At 70.7% G+C, this 19,233-nt stretch carries 17 protein-coding genes; 6 read left to right on the plus strand and 11 right to left on the minus strand.

Annotated features, from left to right (window positions below):
* Positions 1–34 precede the first annotated feature (34 nt).
* The 4 genes from ACQP1S_RS04320 to ACQP1S_RS04335 all read right to left on the minus strand — a co-directional run bounded on the left by ACQP1S_RS04320 (position 35) and on the right by ACQP1S_RS04335 (position 4,779).
* Positions 35–1,960, minus strand: coding sequence for an ABC transporter ATP-binding protein (locus tag ACQP1S_RS04320; RefSeq protein ID WP_432907784.1), 1,926 nt, complete (start codon positions 1,958–1,960; stop codon positions 35–37).
* An 89-nt stretch (positions 1,961–2,049) separates the two neighbouring features.
* Positions 2,050–3,783: an ABC transporter ATP-binding protein gene (locus tag ACQP1S_RS04325; protein ID WP_432903219.1), complete on the minus strand. Its 1,734-nt coding sequence runs from the start codon at positions 3,781–3,783 to the stop codon at positions 2,050–2,052.
* A complete protein-coding gene (locus tag ACQP1S_RS04330) occupies positions 3,777–4,301 on the minus strand; it encodes a MarR family winged helix-turn-helix transcriptional regulator (protein WP_432903222.1) in 525 nt (174 codons plus the stop codon). Before ACQP1S_RS04330 ends, ACQP1S_RS04325 begins: the two co-directional genes overlap by 7 nt.
* 31 nt (positions 4,302–4,332) lie before the next feature.
* Positions 4,333–4,779 (minus strand): DoxX family protein, encoded by a 447-nt coding sequence (locus tag ACQP1S_RS04335; RefSeq protein WP_432903225.1) that lies wholly within the window; start codon positions 4,777–4,779, stop codon positions 4,333–4,335.
* Positions 4,780–4,864: 85 nt separating this feature from the next.
* Here ACQP1S_RS04335 and ACQP1S_RS04340 point away from each other — a divergent pair, with 85 nt between their 5' ends.
* Positions 4,865–5,452, plus strand: a complete 588-nt coding sequence (locus ACQP1S_RS04340; RefSeq protein ID WP_432903228.1) for a TetR/AcrR family transcriptional regulator — start codon at positions 4,865–4,867, stop codon at positions 5,450–5,452.
* 362 nt (positions 5,453–5,814) lie between these two features.
* Here the strand turns inward: ACQP1S_RS04340 and ACQP1S_RS04345 are convergent, their stop codons facing one another.
* Together ACQP1S_RS04345 and ACQP1S_RS04350 are read right to left on the minus strand one after the other, a co-directional pair.
* Positions 5,815–7,254 (minus strand): GuaB1 family IMP dehydrogenase-related protein, encoded by a 1,440-nt coding sequence (locus tag ACQP1S_RS04345; RefSeq protein ID WP_432903231.1) that lies wholly within the window; start codon positions 7,252–7,254, stop codon positions 5,815–5,817.
* A 190-nt stretch (positions 7,255–7,444) separates the two neighbouring features.
* The gene (locus ACQP1S_RS04350; protein WP_432903234.1) at positions 7,445–9,196 is read right to left on the minus strand and encodes an acetyl/propionyl/methylcrotonyl-CoA carboxylase subunit alpha; all 1,752 of its coding nucleotides are present in this window, start codon (positions 9,194–9,196) and stop codon (positions 7,445–7,447) included.
* A gap of 148 nt (positions 9,197–9,344) precedes the next feature.
* On the opposite strand from ACQP1S_RS04350, the gene ACQP1S_RS04355 reads away from it, so the two are divergent.
* The 3 genes from ACQP1S_RS04355 to ACQP1S_RS04365 all read left to right on the plus strand — a co-directional run bounded on the left by ACQP1S_RS04355 (position 9,345) and on the right by ACQP1S_RS04365 (position 11,816).
* Positions 9,345–9,953 carry a PadR family transcriptional regulator gene (locus ACQP1S_RS04355; RefSeq protein ID WP_432907787.1) on the plus strand — a complete coding sequence of 203 codons (609 nt, stop codon included), beginning with the start codon at positions 9,345–9,347 and terminating at the stop codon, positions 9,951–9,953.
* Between the two features lie 130 nt (positions 9,954–10,083).
* Positions 10,084–11,043, plus strand: a complete 960-nt coding sequence (locus ACQP1S_RS04360; protein WP_432903237.1) for an ATP-binding cassette domain-containing protein — start codon at positions 10,084–10,086, stop codon at positions 11,041–11,043.
* 17 nt (positions 11,044–11,060) lie between these two features.
* Positions 11,061–11,816, plus strand: a complete 756-nt coding sequence (locus ACQP1S_RS04365) for an ABC transporter permease (RefSeq protein ID WP_091248012.1) — start codon at positions 11,061–11,063, stop codon at positions 11,814–11,816.
* 144 nt (positions 11,817–11,960) lie between these two features.
* Here the strand turns inward: ACQP1S_RS04365 and ACQP1S_RS04370 are convergent, their stop codons facing one another.
* From ACQP1S_RS04370 to ACQP1S_RS04390, 5 genes are all read right to left on the minus strand, one after another.
* On the minus strand, positions 11,961–12,614 hold the full coding sequence (locus ACQP1S_RS04370) for an O-methyltransferase (protein WP_091248014.1): 654 nt from the start codon (positions 12,612–12,614) through the stop codon (positions 11,961–11,963).
* Positions 12,615–12,623: 9 nt separating this feature from the next.
* Complete coding sequence (locus ACQP1S_RS04375) at positions 12,624–13,280, minus strand: Maf family protein (RefSeq protein WP_091248016.1); 657 nt, start codon at positions 13,278–13,280, stop codon at positions 12,624–12,626.
* A 9-nt stretch (positions 13,281–13,289) separates the two neighbouring features.
* Entirely contained in the window at positions 13,290–14,432 is a 1,143-nt protein-coding gene (mycP, locus tag ACQP1S_RS04380) for a type VII secretion-associated serine protease mycosin (RefSeq protein ID WP_432903241.1), read from the minus strand.
* A gap of 1,372 nt (positions 14,433–15,804) precedes the next feature.
* Positions 15,805–16,272, minus strand: a complete 468-nt coding sequence (locus tag ACQP1S_RS04385) for a hypothetical protein (RefSeq protein ID WP_432903244.1) — start codon at positions 16,270–16,272, stop codon at positions 15,805–15,807.
* A 91-nt stretch (positions 16,273–16,363) separates the two neighbouring features.
* Positions 16,364–16,576, minus strand: coding sequence for an acyl-CoA carboxylase epsilon subunit (locus ACQP1S_RS04390; RefSeq protein WP_432903245.1), 213 nt, complete (start codon positions 16,574–16,576; stop codon positions 16,364–16,366).
* A 91-nt stretch (positions 16,577–16,667) separates the two neighbouring features.
* Between ACQP1S_RS04390 and ACQP1S_RS04395 the strand changes: the two genes are divergently transcribed.
* The gene (locus ACQP1S_RS04395) at positions 16,668–18,815 is read left to right on the plus strand and encodes a serine/threonine-protein kinase (protein WP_432903248.1); all 2,148 of its coding nucleotides are present in this window, start codon (positions 16,668–16,670) and stop codon (positions 18,813–18,815) included.
* 92 nt (positions 18,816–18,907) lie between these two features.
* Positions 18,908–19,141, plus strand: coding sequence for a hypothetical protein (locus ACQP1S_RS04400; protein WP_432903251.1), 234 nt, complete (start codon positions 18,908–18,910; stop codon positions 19,139–19,141).
* The last annotated feature ends 92 nt before the right edge of the window (positions 19,142–19,233 follow it).

The following is a 19,233-nucleotide window of genomic DNA, read 5'->3' on the forward strand; positions in this document are numbered from 1 at the left end:
GACGACGCCCCCGGCCCCCGCACCGGTGCGTCGCTCAGCCCCCGACCGGTGCCGGCGCGGCCCCGTCGTCGACCGTCGCGGCGGCGAACTGCGCCTGATAGAGCCGGTGGTACGCCCCCCGCGCGGCGAGCAGTTGCTGGTGGGTGCCCTGCTCGACGATCCGGCCGTTCTCCATCATCAGGATCAGGTGGGCGTCGCGGATGGTGGAGAGCCGGTGCGCGATGACGAAGCTGGTCCGGTCGGAGCGCAGCGCCGCCATCGCCCGTTGCAGCAGCACCTCGGTACGGGTGTCCACCGAGCTGGTCGCCTCGTCCAGGATCAGCAGCGACGGCTCCGCGAGGAACGCCCGCGCGATGGTGATGAGCTGCTTCTCCCCGGCGCTGACGTTGCTGCCCTCCTCGTCGATGACGGTGTCGTACCCGTCGGGGAGGCTGCGCACGAACCGGTCCACGAAGGTGGCCCGTGCGGCGGTGAGGATCTCCTCCTCGGTGGCGTCCGGGCGGCCGTAGGCGATGTTGTCCCGGATGGTGCCGCCGAAGAGCCAGGTGTCCTGGAGCACCATGCCGATCCGGCCGCGCAGGTCGTCGCGGCGCAGCGTGGTGATGTCCACCCCGTCCAGGGTGATCCGCCCGGCGTCCAGTTCATAGAAGCGCATCACCAGGTTGACCAGGGTGGTCTTCCCGGCGCCGGTGGGGCCGACGATGGCCACGGTGTGGCCGGGCTCGGCGACCAGGGACAGGTCGTCGATCAGCGGCTTGTCCGGGTCGTACCGGAAGGAGATGCTCTCGAACTCGACCCGGCCGTGCGGTTCGGCGACCCGGGCCGGGGTCACCGGGTCGGGGCTCTGCTCGTCGGCGTCGAGCACGGCGAACACCCGTTCGGCCGAGGCCACCCCGGACTGGAGCAGGTTCGCCATCGAGGCGAGCTGGGTGAGCGGCTGGGTGAACTGCCGCGAGTACTGGATGAAGGCCTGCACGTCACCGAGGCTCATCGATCCGGAGGCCACCCGCAGCCCACCGACCACGGCGATCGCCACATAGCTGAGGTTCCCGACGAACATCATCGCCGGCATGATGATCCCGGAGATGAACTGGGCGCCGAAGCTGGCCCGGAACAACTCCTCGTTCTTGGCGTGGAAGGTGGCCTCCACCTCCGGGGAGCGACCGAAGACCTTGACCAGCTCGTGGCCGGTGAAGGCCTCCTCGATCTGGCCGTTCAGCTCCCCGGTGTGGGTCCACTGGGCGATGAACTTCTGCTGCGACCGCTTGGCGATCTGCTGCGTCACGATCACCGACAGCGGCACCGCGACCAGCGCGACCAGCGCCAGCAGCGGCGAGATCCAGAACATCATCGCCAGCACGCCCACCACGGTCAGCAGCGAGGTGAGCAGTTGGCTCATCGTCTGCGACAGGGTCTGCGAGATGTTGTCGATGTCGTTGGTGACCCGGCTGAGCAGCTCACCCCGGGGCTGCCGGTCGAAGTAGGGCAGCGGCAGCCGGTTGAGCTTCTCCTCCACCTCGGCGCGCAGTCGCAGCACGGTGGCCTGCACCACCCCGTTGAGCAGCCAGCCCTGCCACCACATCAGCAGGCTGGCGGCGACATAGAGACCGAGCGCGAACAGCAGCGTCCGGCCCAGGGCGTCGAAGTCGATGCCGGCCCCGGGGACCACGTCCATCCGGGCGACCATGTCGGCGAAGTTGTCGTTGCCGGCGGCCCGCATCCCGGCGACCGCCTGGTCGACGGTGCTGCCCGCAGGCAACTGCCGGCCGATCACCCCGGCGAAGATGATGTCGGTGGCGTGGCCGAGGATCTTCGGCCCGATCACGCTGAACCCGACGCTGGTCACCGCCAGGGCGATGATGCCGGTCAGCGACGCGCGGTGCGGTCGCAGCCGGCCGAGCAGCCGGCGGGCCGACGGGCCGAAGTTCATCGACTTCTCCGCCGGCATGCCGGCGTTCATCCACGGCGGGCCGCCGGTGCGCCGGCCGGCGGCCGGGAGCCGCTCCGGCGTGGTCGCCTCCGGGGCCTTTTTCTGCTCGGGTACGGCGGTCACGCGGGCACCCCCGTCGTCTGCTGGGACGCCACGATCTCGGCGTACGTCGGACAGTCCTCGAGCAGTTCGTCGTGTCGGCCCATCCCGACCACGCCCCCGTCCTCCAACACGATGATCTGGTCGGCGTCGATGATCGTGGAGACCCGTTGCGCCACGATCACCACTGCGGCGTCGGCGGTGACCGGGCGCAGCGCGGCCCGCAGCCGGGCGTCGGTGCCCAGGTCGAGGGCCGAGAACGAGTCGTCGAACAGGTAGATCTCCGGCTTGCGGACCAGCGCCCGTGCGATGGCGAGCCGTTGCCGCTGCCCGCCGGAGACGTTCGTCCCGCCCTGCGCGATCGGGGCTTCCAGGCCGCCGGTCATCTGGGCCACGAAGTCCCGGGCCTGGGCGATCTCCAACGCCGTCCACAGCTCGTCGTCGGTGGCGTCCGGGTTGCCGTACCGCAGGTTGCTCGCCACCGTGCCGGTGAACAGGTACGGCTTCTGCGGCACCAGGCCGATCCGCCGCCACAGCTCCTCCGGGGCCAGCTCCCGTACGTCGACCCCGTCGACCAGCACCGCACCGGCGGTCGGGTCGACCAGCCGGGGGATCAAAGTCAGCAGGGTCGTCTTGCCGGCGCCGGTCGACCCGATCACGGCGGTGGTCCGGCCCGGGGTGGCCCGGAACGAGATGTCGTGCAGCACCGGTGCGCTGGCCCCCGGGTACTGGAAGGCCACGCCGCGCAGCTCCAGTTCACCGTGGCCGTCGACCCGGGTGACCGGGTTGGCCGCCGGGACCACCGAGGACTCGGTGTCCAGCACCTCGGTGACGCGTTCGGCGCAGACCGCCGCGCGCGGCACCATCATCAGCATGAAGGTGGCCATCATGACGGCCATCAGGATCTGCATCAGGTACGCCAGGAAGGCGGTCAGCGCGCCGATCTGGATCTGCCCGGAGTCGACCCGCTGCGCCCCGAACCACAGCACGGCGACGCTGGAGACGTTGAGCACCAGCATCACCACCGGGAAGATCAGCGCCATCAGCCGGCCGACCCGTAGGGCGGTGGCGGTCAGGTCCGCGTTCGCCACGCCGAACCGCTGCGTCTCGTACGGCTCGCGGACGAACGCCCGGACCACCCGGATGCCGGTGATCTGCTCCCGGAGCACCCGGTTGACGGTGTCGATCCGGGTCTGCATGAGCCGGAAACCGGGGACCATCCGGCGGATGACCAGGCCCAGCGCGACGGCGAGCACCGGCACGCTGACCAGCATCAGCCAGGACAGGCCGATGTCCTCCCGCAGCGCCATCACCACCCCGCCGACGCTCATGATCGGCGCGGCGACCAGCATGGTGCAGCTCATCAGGACGAGCATCTGCACCTGTTGCACGTCGTTGGTGTTGCGGGTGATCAACGAGGGTGCGCCGAAGCGGGCGACCTCGCGGGCGGAGAAGCGGTTGACCTGCCCGAAGATCGCCGCGCGGACGTCCCGGCCGAAGGCCATCGCGGTGCGCGCGCCGAAGTAGACGGCCGCCACCGAGCAGGCGATCTGCACCAGGCTGACCAGCAGCATCCAGCCGCCGGTACGGATGATGTAGTTGGTGTCGCCCCGGGCCACCCCGAGGTCGATGATGTCGGCGTTGAGGCTCGGCAGGTAGAGCGAGGCCATCGTGCCGACGAACTGGAGCAGCACCACCGCGCCCAGCGGCCGGTGGTAGGGCCGCAGGTAGCGGCGCAGCAGACTGATCAGCACGGATGGCTCCCGGGCCTCGGGTCGTCGGTCGTTTCCTGGTGTTGTGTTGTCAACCTCTTGTCCTCCCCGTCGGACATGGTCGTGATGACCTCGATCAGGAAATCCCGGATCACCGCGTGCCGGGCCGGATCGGCGTCGACGGAGGTGAGCGGGGTGGTGGTGTGCATCCGGTCGACCAGGGCCCGGGTGTGCTCGCGCCCCTTGTCGGTCAGCGCCAGCCGGACGCTGCGCCGGTCGGCGTCGTCGCGGCGGCGCTCGACGAAGCCGTCCCGTTCGAGGGTGTCGATGATCCCGGTGAGGGTGGCGGGCCGGACGAAACAGCGGTCGGCGACGTCCCGGTGGGTGGCGTCGTCGAGGTGGGTGAGGGTGAACAGCACCCGCATCCCGGCCGGGGTCAGGCCGTGGTGCTCGGCCAGGTAGCGCCCCCAGTGCTGGTCGGCGAGGTGCCCGGCGACCGACAGCAGCCGGCCGAGCGGCACGCTGCGGAGCACGTCGGGATAGACAGGCAGTGGTTCCATCTGCACGGTGAGTATGTTAGCTCCCGGACCGTCAGGGGCCAAACGAAATGGTCAGGGCCGTTCCGACGTACAGGATCTGGAGCGCCGTGCGCGGGCCGAGTGGGGTGACGGGTCGACCGGCGAGGGTCAGGCCGCGCCGGGCCGCCGAGACGTTCGCGGGGAACATCGCCACCATCAGCAGTGCCAGCGCGCCGGCGGCCGGACGGGCGGTGGTCGGGATCAACAACGCCGCGGCTCCGGCCAACTCCAGCACCCCGGTGGCGGTGACCAGGGTGCCCGGGTGGGGTAGGCGCGGCGGGACCATGGCGATCAGGCCCTCCCGGCGGGGTGAGGTGAAGTGGGCGAAGCCGGTCAGCACGAACAGCAGTGCCAGCCCGACGCGGAGCGCGGGGTGCCAGCCGTCGAGCGCGGCCACGCCGGCCAGCCCGGCCAGGCGCGCGACGGCGGTGCCGACGAGCAGGGCGATCAACGGAACCATGCGGGCCTCCTCGGGTGCAAATCTTTATACTGACAAGATAGCCACCCGAACGACCGTCTTGTCAACGTAAAGATATGCTGGTGTCATGACCGACACCCGCGCCTACCACCACGGCGACCTGCCACGCGCCCTGCTCGCAGCGGCGGTGACGGCGATCGGGGAGTCCGGCCCGGCGGCGCTCAGCCTGCGCGACCTCGCCCGTCGCGCGGGCGTCTCACACGCCGCCCCGACCCACCACTTCGGCGACAAGGCCGGGCTGCTCACCGCCCTCGCCGTCGAGGGGTTCGACCTGCTGGCCGCCGCCCTGACCGCGGCCGGTGACGACCTGCTCGACGTGGGGGTGGCATACGTGGACTTCGCCGTCCGCCACCGGGCGCACTTCGAGGTGATGTTCCGCCCCGACCTCTACCGGGCCGACGCCCCCGAGGTACGGGCCGCCCGGGAGCGCGCGGGCGCGGCACTGCGCCTCGGCGTGGCGGCGCTGCCGGTGGGCCGGGCCGCCCCGGGCGAGGCGCGGACGGACGCGCTGGCCGCCTGGTCGATCGTGCACGGCTTCGCCACCCTCTGGCTCTCCGGCGCGCTGCCGCCCGACGTCGAAGCCGACCCCCGCGCCGCCGCCCGCACCGTCATCCGCCGCCTCTTCACCCCACCCCCACCCCCACCCCCACCCTGACCCACCCCACCGACCCCACCCTGCCCCGCCCCCGCCTGGCTGTCCCGCCCCCGCCTGGCTGTCCCGCCCGCCCGACCCTGCGCCGCCTGGCTGTCCCCCGCCGCCCCGCCCCGCCGCCCTGCCCCCGCCGCCCCGCCCCGCCTCTCCCAGCCCCGTTGATCAAGAGGTTTACGTCACCCCACCCGCCTCAGCTGACGTAAACCTCTTGATCACCCGAGCGGGTGGAGGGTCGCGGCGTTGATCAAGAGGTTTACGTCAGGAAATTCGCGGTGGGTGACGTAAACCTCTTGATCAACTCGTGCGGGGCGGGGCGGGGCGGGGCGGGGAGGGGCGGGAGGGGAGGGGGGAGGGGGGGAGGGGGGTTACCAGCTGGTGGGGAGGGGCATGCCTTCGGTGTAGCCGGCGGTGCTCTGGACGCCGACCAGGGCGCGCTCGTGGAACTCGTCCAGGGAGCGGGCGCCCGCGTAGGTGCAGGCGCTGCGTACCCCGGAGATGATCTCGTCGATCAGGTCCTCGACTCCGGGGCGGGCCGGGTCCAGGTACATCCGGGCGGTGGAGATGCCCTCCTCGAAGATCGCCTTCCGGGCCCGGTCGAAGGCGCTGTCCTCGGCGGTCCGGGCGCTGACCGCACGCGACGAGGCCATCCCGAAGCTCTCCTTGTAGCGTCGGCCGTCCGGCTCGGTGTAGAGGTCACCCGGCGACTCGTAGGTGCCGGCGAACCAGGAACCGACCATCACGTTGGATGCCCCGGCGGCCAGCGCCAACGCCACGTCCCGGGGGTGCCGGACCCCGCCGTCGGCCCAGACGTGCCGGCCCAGTGCGCGGGCCGCCGCCGCGCAGTCCAGCACCGCCGAGAACTGTGGCCGGCCGACCCCGGTCATCATCCGGGTGGTGCACATCGCACCCGGCCCGACCCCGACCTTGACGATGTCCGCGCCCGCCTCGATCAGGTCGCGTACCCCGTCGGCGGTGACCACGTTGCCGGCCGCCACCGGCACCGGCGGGTCGAGCTTGCGGACCGCCCGCAGTGCGGAGATCATCCGCCGTTGGTGCCCGTGCGCGGTGTCCACCACCAGGGTGTCGACCCCCGCCGCGAGCAGCGCCTCGGCCTTGCCGGTGACGTCGCCGTTGATGCCGACCGCCGCCGCGATCCGCAGCCGGCCCCGGTCGTCGACGGCCGGGCGGTAGAGGGTGGCCCGCAGCGCGCCCTGCCGGGTGAGCACCCCGACCAGGCGGCCGTCGGCGCCCACCACGGGGGCCAGCCGACGCCGCCCCGCGTGGAGCCGCTCGAATCCGGTACGCGGGTCGGCGTCGGCCGGCACGGTGTGCAGCTCGGTGGACATCACATGCTGGAGCTGGGCGAACCGGTCCACCTCGTGGGTGTCCGCCTCGGTGACCACGCCCACCGGCCGGCCGGCCTCGTCGATCACCACCACCGCGCCGTGCGACTTCTTGGGCAGCAGGTGGATGGCGTCGCCGACGGTGTCGGTCGGGCCGAGCGTGATCGGGGTGTCGTGCACCAGGTGCCGCTGCTTGACCCAGTCGACCACGGTGGCGACCACCTCGATCGGGATGTCCTGCGGGATCACCGCGATCGCACCGCGCCGGGCCACCGTCTCGGCCATCCGCCGGCCGGCCACCGCGGTCATGTTGGCCACCACCAGCGGAATGGTGGTGCCGGTGCCGTCGGCGGTGGACAGGTCGACGTCGAGCCGCGAACCCACCTCGGAACGGGCCGGCGCCATGAAGACGTCGTTGTAGGTCAGGTCGTGTGCGGGGACCGCGCCATGAAGGAACTTCACCCCGCCATCATTCCCGCTCCCGGCCCGTCCCGCCGCCGTCGGTGGCCCACACCACCCTGCCTCCGCTGGAGGCGTCCGGCCCGTCGGTCGGTCGGCGACGCACCACACCGGGCCGCGCAGGGGCACCACGGTCACCGGGACCGGGTTGCCCCGAACCTGCCGCTGGCCGATGGGGCGCGAGGGGCCCGGTTCAGGAGATGGTGCAGATCGCCGCGCCGGCGGTGAGTACCGCGCCGACCTCGGCGGCCAGCCCGGCGACCGTACCGGCCCGGTGGGCGTGCAGCGGCTGCTCCATCTTCATCGCCTCCAGGACGACGACCAGGTCACCCTCGGCGACGGTGTCCCCGTCCGCGACGGCGATCTTGACGATGGTGCCCTGCATGGGCGAGGTGAGCGCGTCGCCGCTGACCGTCGCGCCCGTGTTGGTCCCGCCGCCGCGGCGGGCCGGCCGGCGGGTGGCGGGGGCGGCGGTGGTCGTACCCCCGGCGAGGCCGGCGGGGAGGGTGACCTCCAGCCGCTTGCCACCCACCTCGACCACGACGGTCTCGCGGGAGGCCACCGGGTCGGCGGTGGCGGCGGTGGCGGTGAACGCCGGGACGGTGTTGTCGAACTCGGTCTCGATCCACCGGGTGTGCACGGTGAACGGCTCGGCGGTGAACGCCGGGTCGCGTACGACGAGACGGTGGAACGGCAGCGCCGTGGCCATCCCCTCGACCACCATCTCGTCGAGCACCCGGCGGGCCCGCTCGATCGCTTCGGCGCGGGTCTCGCCGGTGACGATCACCTTGGCCAGCAGCGAGTCGAAGTTGCCGCCGATGACGTCACCGGCGCGGACACCGGTGTCGACCCGTACGCCGGGACCGGTGGGTAGGCGCAGCGCGGTGATGGTGCCGGGGGCGGGGAGGAAGTTGCGGCCCGGGTCCTCGCCGTTGATCCGGAACTCGATGGCGTGCCCGCGCGGGGTCGGGTCCCCGGTGAACCGCAGCTTCTCGCCGTCGGCGATCCGGAACTGCTCGCGGACCAGGTCGACGCCGGCGGTCTCCTCGGTGACCGGGTGCTCCACCTGGAGCCGGGTGTTGACCTCCAGGAAGGAGATGGTGCCGTCCACGCCCACCAGGTATTCGACCGTGCCGGCGCCGTGGTAGCCGGCCTCCCGGCAGATCGCCTTGGCGCTGTCGTGGATCTGGGCGCGCTGCGCGGCGGTGAGGAATGGTGCGGGGGCCTCCTCGACCAGCTTCTGGTGCCGGCGTTGCAGGGAGCAGTCCCGGGTGCCGACCACGATCACGTTGCCGTGCTGGTCGGCTAGGACCTGCGCCTCGACGTGCCGGGGCTGGTCCAGGTAACGCTCGACGAAGCACTCGCCCCGGCCGAACGCGGCGACGGCCTCCCGGGTGGCCGACTCGAACAGGTGCGGGATCTCCTCCAGGGTGCGGGCCACCTTGAGGCCGCGCCCGCCGCCGCCGAAGGCGGCCTTGATGGCGACCGGCAGGCCGTGTGCGACGGCGAAGGCGGTCACCTCGTCGGCGTCGGCGACCGGGTCGGGGGTGCCGGGGACCAGGGGTGCGCCGGCCCGTTGGGCGAGGTGCCGGGCGGTCACCTTGTCGCCGAGGTCGCGGATCGCCTGCGGGGTGGGGCCGATCCAGGTCAGGCGTGCGTCGATGACCGCCTGGGCGAAGTCGGCGTTCTCGGAGAGGAAGCCGTAACCGGGGTGTACGGCGTCCGCGCCGGCCTGCCGGGCCACCTCGATCAGCTTGTCGATGCGCAGGTAACTGTCGGCGGCGGTGTCGCCCCCCAGGGCGTACGCCTCGTCGGCGAGGGTGGTGTGCAGGGCGTCCCGGTCGGAGTCCGCGTAGACGGCGACGCTGTCCAGACCGGCGTCGCGGCAGGCCCGGATGACGCGGACGGCGATCTCTCCACGGTTGGCGATGAGAACCTTGCGCACCTTGGTGCTCCTCCCGGGGTCGTTGCCTGGGGAGTGTATCGGCAGGCCGGGAGCGCCCCTAACGATCACTCAGTGTGGGATGCCGCACTGTGGGCGCGGTGAGCTAGTCAAACTTGGTTATTACGCTTGTGCGGTGTCTGCGACTCGGTTGATGATCCTGGGGCTGGTCCGGTGGATGCAGCCCGTGCACGGTTACGACGTTCGCCGCGAGCTGTTGAGCTGGAGCGCCGACAAGTGGGCGAACGTGCAGCCCGGCTCGATCTATCACGCGCTACGCAAGCTGACCGAGGAGGGGCTGTTGCGCGCGGTCGCCACCGAGCAGGTCGGCGCCCGCCCGGCGCGCACCACGTACGAGGTGACGCAGAAGGGGAGCGAGGAGTTCGAGACCCTGCTGCGGGCGCAGTGGTGGCAGTTGCACGAGGTGGTCGACCCGTTCACGGTGGCTTTCTCGTTCCTGCCGGCGATGCCCCGGGAGGAGGCGGCGGCGGCGCTGCGTAACCGGGCGAACCTGCTGCGGGCCGGTGTCGAATCGATGCGTGCCTCGTTGGACTCGGACTGGGTGCGCAACAGCAAGCCGGTGCACGTGAGCTGGATGTTCGAGCTGTGGCTGGCTCGGGCTGAGGCGGAGGTGGCGTGGTGCGGGCGGATCGCCGAGCGGATCGAGTCGGGAGTGTCGTACCTGCCTGCTGGGGTGGCCGGGACGGAGGGCTGGCCGGGCTGGACCGACGGTGGTCCCCCCGGCGGCACCAAGAAGTAATAACCAACGTTGACTATAGAAGCTATATCGCGTTAGCCTGCTCCCGGCCCGATGGTGGGGAGCGCGCCGCATGGCGTCCCGGGGGCAGACGGTGGCCGGCGCGACCCGGCCCGGACGACCAGGAGTAGAAATGATCGAGACCAGGGGGCTGCGGAAGTCGTTCCGCTCCCGGCAGGGTCGGGAGACGAAAACGGTCGACGCCGTACGGGGGGTGAACCTTCAGGTCCCCGCAGGGGAGATCTTCGGCTTCCTCGGCCCCAACGGTGCCGGCAAGACCACCACCCTGCGGATGCTCGCCACGCTGATCGAACCGGACGGCGGCGACGCCACCATCGCCGGCGCGGACCTGCGCAAGGAGCCGGCCGAGGTGCGCCGCCGGATCGGTTACGTCGCCCAGGGCGGCAGCACCTGGGACGAGTGCACCGCCCGCGAGGAGTTGGTCCTGCACGCCCGGATGTACGGCATCGGCAAGGCCGACGCGCACCGCCGCGCCGTCCGCGCACTGGAGGCCTTCCAGCTCACCGAGTACGCCGACCGTAAGTGCAAGACCTACTCGGGCGGCCAGCGGCGGCGGGTGGAGATCGCGCTCGGCATCATCCACGAGCCGAAGATCGTCTTTCTGGACGAGCCGACCACCGGCCTCGACCCGCAGAGCCGCGCGCACATGTGGGACGAGATCCGCCGGTTGCGCACCGAGGGGATGACCGTCTTCATCACCACCCACTACCTCGACGAGGCCGACGCGCTCTGCGACCGGATCGCGATCATGGATCACGGTGAGGTGGTCGCCGAGGGCACCCCGGCCGAGCTGAAGCGGGAGATCTCCGGCGACGTGGTGCTCGTCGGCCTCGACCTCGCGAGCACCCCGCAGGCCGCCCAGCTCCTCGACGGCGAGGAATACCTCAACAAGCTGGAGACCGCCGACGAGGGTGGGCTGCGCCTCTATGTCGACGAGGGGGCCACCGCCATCCCGCAGATCCTGCGCCGGCTCGACCACGCCGGGCTGTCCATGACCTCGATCGAGCTGCACCGACCCAGCCTCGACGACGTCTTTCTCACCAAGACCGGCCGCTCGCTGCGCGAGTCCTGAGACCCCGGAGACCACGCATGAAACTCGCCCGCGACACCTGGCTGATCTTCCAACGCCAACTCCAACTGCTGCTGCGCAACCCGGTGTGGGTCTTCGTCGGCGTCTTCCAGCCGGTGATGTACCTGCTGCTCTTCGCCCCGCTGCTCAAGCCGGCGCTGAACGCGCCCACCCAGGCCGCCGCCTACAAGATCTTCGTACCCGGCCTGCTGGTGCTGCTCGCCATCTTCGGCGGACTGTTCCAGGGCTTCGGCCTGATCGCCGAGCTGCGTGCCGGGGTCATCGAGCGGTCCCGGGTCACCCCGATCAGCCGGCTCGCCCTGCTGCTCGGCCGCTCCCTGCGCGACGTCGTCTCGCTGCTCGTGCAGGCGGTGATCATCACGCTGCTGGCGCTCCTGTTCGACCTGCGTGTCTTCATCGGCGACCTGCTGCTGGCGTACCTGATGCTGGCCCTGATCGCGCTGATGACCTCGGCCGTCTCGTACGGCGTCGCGCTCAAGGTCAAGAGCGAGGACGCCCTCGCCCCGCTGATGAACACCGTGGCCCAGCCGGTGCTGCTGCTCTCCGGCATCCTGCTGCCGCTGACCTTCGCCCCGGGCTGGCTCCAGGGGGTGGCCGAGTGGAACCCGTTCTCCTGGGCCGTCGACGGCACCCGGGCGCTGTTCGCCGGTGACCTCGCCAACGACAAGGTGTGGCAGGGGCTGGCCATCATCGCGGTGCTCGCCGCCGCCGGGGTCTTCTGGGCGGCCCGGCAGTTCGCCCGCAGCGTCCGCTGACGAGACGCCGCCGCACCCGACCTCGACGTGGCCCGTGCGCCCTTGATCGACTCAATGTCGCCGATATGGCGGTGTCGACGTGTGCTGGACACCGCTATATCGGCCCAAGGGAGTTGATCTAGGCAGGCGACCCGGGTGGAGCGGTCAGTGCACCCGGGCGAGGGTGACGCCGTCGGCGAGGGGGAGCAGCACCGCGTCGACGCGGACGTCGGCGAGCACCTCGTCGTTGAAGGCGGCGATCGCCCGGTCGGCGGCGTCACGTGGGGCGAGCACCCGGCCGCCGCGCAGGGTGTTGTCGACCGCGATGACCGCGCCGGGGCGCATCCGGGGCACCAACTCGGCCCAGTAGACCGGGTAGCCGGTCTTGTCGGCGTCGATGAAGGCGAAGTCCAGGTAACGCTCGTGCGGCAGCTCCCGCAGCGTCTCGGCGGCCGGGCCGATGCGCAACTCGATCCGGTCGGCCACCCCCGCGCGCTGCCAGTACGACCGGGCGATGCCGGTGAACTCCTCCGAGATGTCGAAGCAGGTCAGCCGACCGTCCTCGGGCAATCCACGGGCGATCGCCAGCGACGAGAGCCCGGTGAACGTACCCACCTCGACGGCCTGCCGGGCACCCAGCAGCCGGGTCAGGAAGGTGAGGAACGCCGCCTGCTCCGGCGCCACCTGCATCTCGGCGTGTGCCGGGAGTACCGCGCGGGTCTCCTCCGCCAGGTCGCGGATGATCTCGTCCGGCGGAGAACCGTGGGCGACGAGGTAGGCGTGCAGTTCCGGCGTCAGCGGCAACGACTTCGAGGTCATGACCGGACGTTAGCCCAGCGGCTCGATCTCCTGGGCGCCCGGCGCGACCTTCGTCCAAAGGTCGGTGATGCTCAGCTCCAGATCGCGCAGCAGGCCACGGAGCAGCGGCAACGACAACCCGACCACCGTTCCCGGATCACCCTCGATCCCGTTCAGGAACGCCCCACCCAACCCGTCGATGGTGAACGCCCCGGCCACCGCCAACGGCTCACCCGTGGCCACGTACGCGGCGATCTCCGCGTCGGTCACGTCGGCGAAGTGCACGACCGTCGAGGCCACCGCCTCCGCACGGGACTCGTGCACCATGTCGATCAGGCAGTGCCCGGTGTGCAGCACCCCGCTGCGCCCGCGCATCCGCTGCCATCGTCGGGTCGCGTCGGCTGCGTCGTCCGGCTTGCCAAGGATCTCACCGTCGAACGCGAGCACCGAGTCGCACCCCAGCACCAGCGTCCGCTCGTCCGCAGTGGAGCGCAGCCGGTCGGACACGGCCTGCGCCTTCAACCGGGCCAACTCCAGGCAGAGATCCTCGGCTCGTTCCGCGATCACCTGGGACTCGTCGACCCCACTCACCAGCACATCGGGTTCGATCCCGGCCGCCTGTAGCAACTTGCGGCGGGCGGGACTCTGCGAGGCGAGCACGAGGCGGAGCGGCAAGGAGTTGGACACGGGCCGACGCTACCGGCTGATCCGTGGTGGCGGGTCGTCGGCACGTCGACGTCGACGCCACACCAGGAATCCGCACCCGGCCGCCACGATCACCCCCAACGTCGCCCACCCCCGCACGGCAGCACCAACGCCGCCGCTGGCCGGCTGTGCGGCTGCGCTCGTCGCCCCGGTTCTCGGCGGGGTGGCCGTCGTGCTCTCGAAGCCCAGGGGTGGGACGTCGGCAGTGAGCGCGGCCACCAGGTCGATGACGCCGTAGCCGTACTCGTCGTCGCGGCCGGGAGGGCCTTTGTCGACGGCGGTCGCCGTGAGTCGGTGTACGACCTCGGCGGCGGGGAGGTAGGGGTATTTCGAGCGGACCAGCGCCGCCGCCCCAGCCACAATGGCAGTGGCATCGGACGTACCGGTTCCCTTGCGGTACTTGCCGTTGATGCTGGTGCTGTAGATGTCGACCGCCGGTGCCACAACGTCAATTTCGGGACCACTCACAGAAATAGAAGCGTGCTTACCGTATTGACTTGTCCCACCAACTGCTACGACACCCGGATAGGCGGCCGGGTATCCGACGCCTCGTTGGTCGGGTTGGTTGCCTGCCCCAGCCACAACAACAATGTTCGCTTGAGTTGCTTCTTTGATGGCCTGCTGTAGTCGAACATCGGGCTCGCCCGTCATTGAGATGCTGATCACGCTCGCTCTCCGTGATACCGCATATTCGATTCCAGCGGCGAGGTTGTCGCTGCCGCCCTGTTCGTTGGCGATTTTAATTCGCACTGGCAGTATCTTGGCCATGGGCGCAATTCCGAGTGCGCCTCCTTGGGCTTCCCCATGTGCGGCGATTAGACCTGCCATCCCTGTTCCGTGACTATCTTGGTCTTGAAGGCCGTCGCCACCTCTTTCAGGCGTAAGATCAATCCCCTCAAGAAGATTCCTGCGCAGGTCGGGGTGTTTTTCCACCCCTGTGTCCGGCACTGCTACTACGACGCCGGCGCCGCGGCTAATCTGGTGCGCCTTTTCAACTTTTAGGTATCGAAGATGCCACTGATCTTCTCTGACGGATGGCGGGGAAGCTTCTGGCAGGCTGCTAGAAGGAATGCTTGGAAAGAGTGCCGATAATAACGTAAGGGAAGTGGCTGCCGCCTGTGCGGCTTCTCTCATCAACGATCGAACCCGATGGCTGGCCCGGGATCAAATGGGCCTTGCTCGTCAGGGGGGCGAACTACTGGAGGGACACCCTCCGCTACCTCCCAGGGTTTATCTGGATCCCAGTGGGGTGGCTTGCTGGTGGATGAATCATCATTATCTATCCGACCGAATGGTCTGCCCTGCGGGCTGGCGCCACCGCCAAATGGCGGGATGCCGGGGATGCTGGTGGACTGATTGAATCGGCCACCGCGAGGCCTCGAACCTGCCGCGCCTGTCGGCGTAGTTCCAGCTCCGCCGCCGCCGATTACTCCGCCGATAGGGTTGATGCGGCGCGATGAGGTGGTGCCGTTGGGTTGCCCCAACCCGATCCCCGGCATTCCTCCAATTAGGCCGCTAGGTGGTACTTGGCGAGCGGGGAGGGTTGGCGAAGGGCCTTGAATGTTCCCGAATCCCGTTCGGGATGAAGAATCTCGCGGGATTCGAGGTGGTCCCTGTTGGCCGTCTCGACTGCCCGTACTGCTTATTGGTGAGATGGGAGGAAAGGTGGCGTTATTACTGGGCGTGACTTGCGGTGCTGGGCCGAGCGGCCCCTGAATAGCAGGAGGTGGCGCAATTCCAGTGCCGGTGCTGCCGAGGACTGGTCCCACGATGTTAGTTGTTTGATGTGGCAGTACTCGTGCTTGGTCGCTCGAACCTGGCCTCGCCATGGCGTCTGTCCGTGCGATAGGGAGTGGCAAAATCGGCGGAATGGCAGGCCCCTCGTGAGGTGATGCGTATACGTCAGGGTTGTTCTGATCTACCCCTGGGCTGGGCCTTGGCCTGGGTGGAGGTTTTTGGAGCATTGCTTGGGCTTGTTGGAGTTCGCCGCTGAGCCCGAACATGATCCCGCGCGCCTGCACGTTCAGCTTCTCCAGGTCGGCGTCGGTCACCGGCGGGTCCACCACCCGGCTGCCCGCGGCCGCCTTGGGATCAGCAAGAGTCGCTTCGTACCCCCGCTTCCGGGTGAGCTTTCCGGCGTAGTCGTCGTACAGCCGCTTCAGCTCTGGTCTGGTGCTGTCGATGGCGCGGGCGGCGGCGGCGAGGGCGTCGTGGTTGGCGGCGGCCGTGTCGTGGGTGTGCTGCACCCTGCTGATCAGCTCGTCCAGCTCACCGAGGTACGTCCTGGCGGCGGCGTTCGTGGCGGGCGGCCACGCCTCGGCGAGCCCACTGCGGTACTGCTGGAGTCGCCGCAGGTGGGTCTGGGCCAGGTCGCAGACCTTGCGCCACCCGGCGACGTGCTTCCAGTGCCCCTGGGTCTCCTGGTCCTGGAGGCAGGCCCACATGCTGAGCACGTCCATCAGTTGCCAGTCGGTGAGGCCGGACGTACGGCCGCTGCCCCGTTCGATCACGGCAGCACCACCGGACCCGGGTTCTCGGGGCTGTTGGGCTCGGGTGCCGTCCACGAGGAGCGGCCGGCGAGGGTGGCCGCGGTGGCCTGCGCGCCGTGCAGGGCGCGTTCGACGTCGGTCACCCGGGCGTTGGCGAAGGCGTCGGCACCCTGGTAGTCGGTGGCGATCCGGTTGGCGGCGGTCGCCAGCCGACCGGTGGCGCCGGCCAGGCCGTGCACCAGGTCGGAGGTGGCCTGCTGGGTCTCCCAGTGCGCCTGGAGGAAGTGGACCAGCTCGATGAACGCATCGCACGGGTTGGGCACGGCGGTGGTCATGTCGTCGGCGATGTAGCGCAGGTGCGGCGTGTAGTTCCGCTCGACCTCGGCCTGGAGTTGGTCGGCGAACTCCCGCATCTGGCGGATGTCGGCCTCGATGCCGCCGTAGTTGCCCAGCCAGGAAGCTGGGCGGCCCTCCTCAGGGATCACTGGTCCTCCCGACTGTCACGACACCGTTTCCCAGAGTGAGGCTAGTGGCTGGGTGGCGATCCCGGCAGCCCCCGGCGGGCGGTCCCGACCGTCAGCGGGGCAGGCCGGAGGTACGCCAGGCGTCACGACCGGGCGCGGGAGCCGCGCCGACCGGACGGGCGCTGCGGGCCCACGAAGACCTCGCCACCGGCGCGGGTGTGCCGGCCGACCGGGAACGGAGGGCGAGCGCGCCCACCAGCGCGGCCAACTCCTCGGCGGTCGGAACCCCCCGGACGACCCGGAACAGCGGCTCTTCGGCAGACATGACGCCAGGGTACGCGTCGACAAGTTGACCCACGTCGCACAGTGGCGTGCCGGCGGTGTGCGCATTGGCGCGGCCGGGTACGGTCTCACCGATGTCTGACGTGCCTTCCTCACTCGTCGCTGACCGGTACCGGCTGCTCTCGCCGCTCGGTCAGGGTGGCATGGGCCGGGTCTGGAAGGCGCGCGACGAGGTCCTGCACCGGGACGTCGCCATCAAGGAGCTCGTCCCACCGCCCAGTCTGACCGACGACGAGCGCCGCGAGATGCGGGAGCGGTCGCTGCGTGAGGCGCGGGCGATCGCCCGGCTCAACCACGTCAACGTGGTCCGCATCTTCGACGTGCTGCGCACCGACGGCGACCCGTGGATCGTCATGGAGTACGTGGCGTCGAGGTCGTTGCAGGACACCCTCGCCGAGGACGGGCCGGTGACCCCGGCCCGCGCGGTGGAGATCGGCCTGGGCGTGCTGGGCGCGTTGAAGTCCGCCCACAAGGCCGGTGTGATGCACCGGGACGTCAAGCCGGGCAACGTGCTGCTCGGCACCGACGGCCGGGTGGTGCTGACCGATTTCGGACTGGCCACCATTCCCGGCGACCCGAATGTCACCCGCACGGGCATGGTGCTCGGTTCGCCCGCGTACATCGCGCCGGAGCGGGCCCGGGACGGCACCGCCGGCCCGGAGGCGGATCTCTGGTCGTTGGGGGCGACGCTCTACGCCGCGGTGGAGGGCAAGTCGCCGTACGCCCGGCCGTCGGCGATCGGCACCCTGGCTGCGCTGGCGACCGAGCCGTTGCCGCCGGCCAAGAACGCCGGCCCGTTGAAGCCGGTCCTGATCGGCCTGCTCCGCAAGGACCCGACCGAACGGATCACCGCCGAGGTGGCGGAGCGCATGCTGCGGCGGGCCGCCGGCAAGCGCGCCAGGGGCATCTCCCTGCTCGACGGGGTACGCCGGCCGGGGCCGAACGGTCCGCGCGAGCCGCGTGTACCGGTGGTGCCGGCGCCCCGCCCGGCGGAGGGCGGGACCGGCGCGAGGACCTCGCCGTCGGTGGCCTCCGCAGCGGGGGCCGCCACCGGCACCGCAGCCGCGAAGGCAGCGGCCGCGAAGGCGGCGTCGGACAGCGCCGCCGCGAACGACAGCGCCGCCACGCGGGCCATGGCGGGCGGTGCCGCCTCGACGGGTGGCGCAGCGGAGGCGACCATCGTCACCGGGGCGTCGGCCGCAGGTGCGGACGCCACCGCGACGGTGCCGGCCGGGGTGGATGCCGACCCGACCACGAAGGTCACCCCGCCGATCGAGGCCGACGCCGTGTCGACCAGCCCGGGGGTTCCGGCCGACAGTCCTCCGCCTGGCAAGGCCGCCGCGGCCGCCGCGTCGGCCAGCAAGGCTGCCGCGCCGGCCGGTGCCGACGCCGCGCCGACCAGCAAGATCTCCCCGTCGGCCGGCGCCGGCCGGGTCGACCCGCCCCCACCGGGCAACCCGACCGCCGTGCTGGACGCGCCGGTCAGCCCGCCCGCCGGGTCCGCCGGGGTCGCGTCCGTCCCGGTGTACGACGGGACGCCGTCGGACCACAAGCGACGTAACCTGCTGATCGGCGCGCTGGTCGCGGTGCTGCTGGTGGGGTTGGCGCTGGCGGTCCCGTTGCTGACCAGCTCCGACGACCCGGGGAACGGGACCCCGCAGGCCGATCCGACGAGCGCCGCCGCGTCATCCGCCGCCCCGACGTCGGCTCCGGCGGCCCCGCCACCGACGAGCGCCCCGCCCAGCCCGACGCCGTCGGCCACCCCCTCCGCCGACCCGAACGCGCTGCCGGAGGGTTGGGAGATGTACAAGGGGCCGACCTTCAGCGTCCCGGTGCCGAAGGGCTGGCGACGCAGCGTCCGTTCCGACTCGGTGGTCATCACCGAGCCGGGCGGGGTGCGGGAACTGCTCATCCAGTGGACGTCCAGCCCGAAGAAGGACGCGGTCGCCGACTGGAGGTCGCAGGAGCCCAACCGGCGCAACTACGTCAACAACTACCAGTACCTCGACATCAAGGCGTGCGGCGGCTACCGCACCTGCGCCGACTGGGACTGGTTGGAGAGCCGGGACAACACCCGCATCCACGTCCGTAACCGGGGTTTCGTCACCGCCACCAACCGGGGCTACGGGCTGCGCTGGGAGGTGGCGGCGAAGGACTGGAACGCTAACCTCGACAACTTCGCCCTGATCACCAGCCGGTTCGTCCCGGACCGGAAGAACTGATTCCGGAGGATTCCCGCCGGGGGTGAAATCGTTTCGCATGACTTTCGGTCGTACGGGGTATCTGTCCTGGGACGACGGAAGGAGGTAGCGAGATGAGTTACCGACGCAGGGACGCCCGACCCAGGCTGGCACTGTGGATGCTCGTCGCCCTCGGCGATGTCGTCCTGCTGCTGTTGAGCGCCGGGGTGGCCGCGCTGGTCACCCTGGTCGCCGTCGTGACGGTCGCCGCCGCCGGGGTCGCCGCCTGGCGGCTGAGCCGACGGACCACGATGACCAGCGGCACCGACGCCGTGACCGTACCGTTGACCAGCCGCAAGAGCGCCTGACCCGACAGCCGACGGACCGGTCGGCAGGCACCCCGGTCACCCACCACGACGGCGGCAGTCGGACCGGTCATCGACCCTTCGGTGATGACCGG

This window comes from Micromonospora matsumotoense, assembly GCF_050951065.1.
GTDB classification, from domain to species: Bacteria; Actinomycetota; Actinomycetes; order Mycobacteriales; family Micromonosporaceae; genus Micromonospora; species Micromonospora matsumotoensis.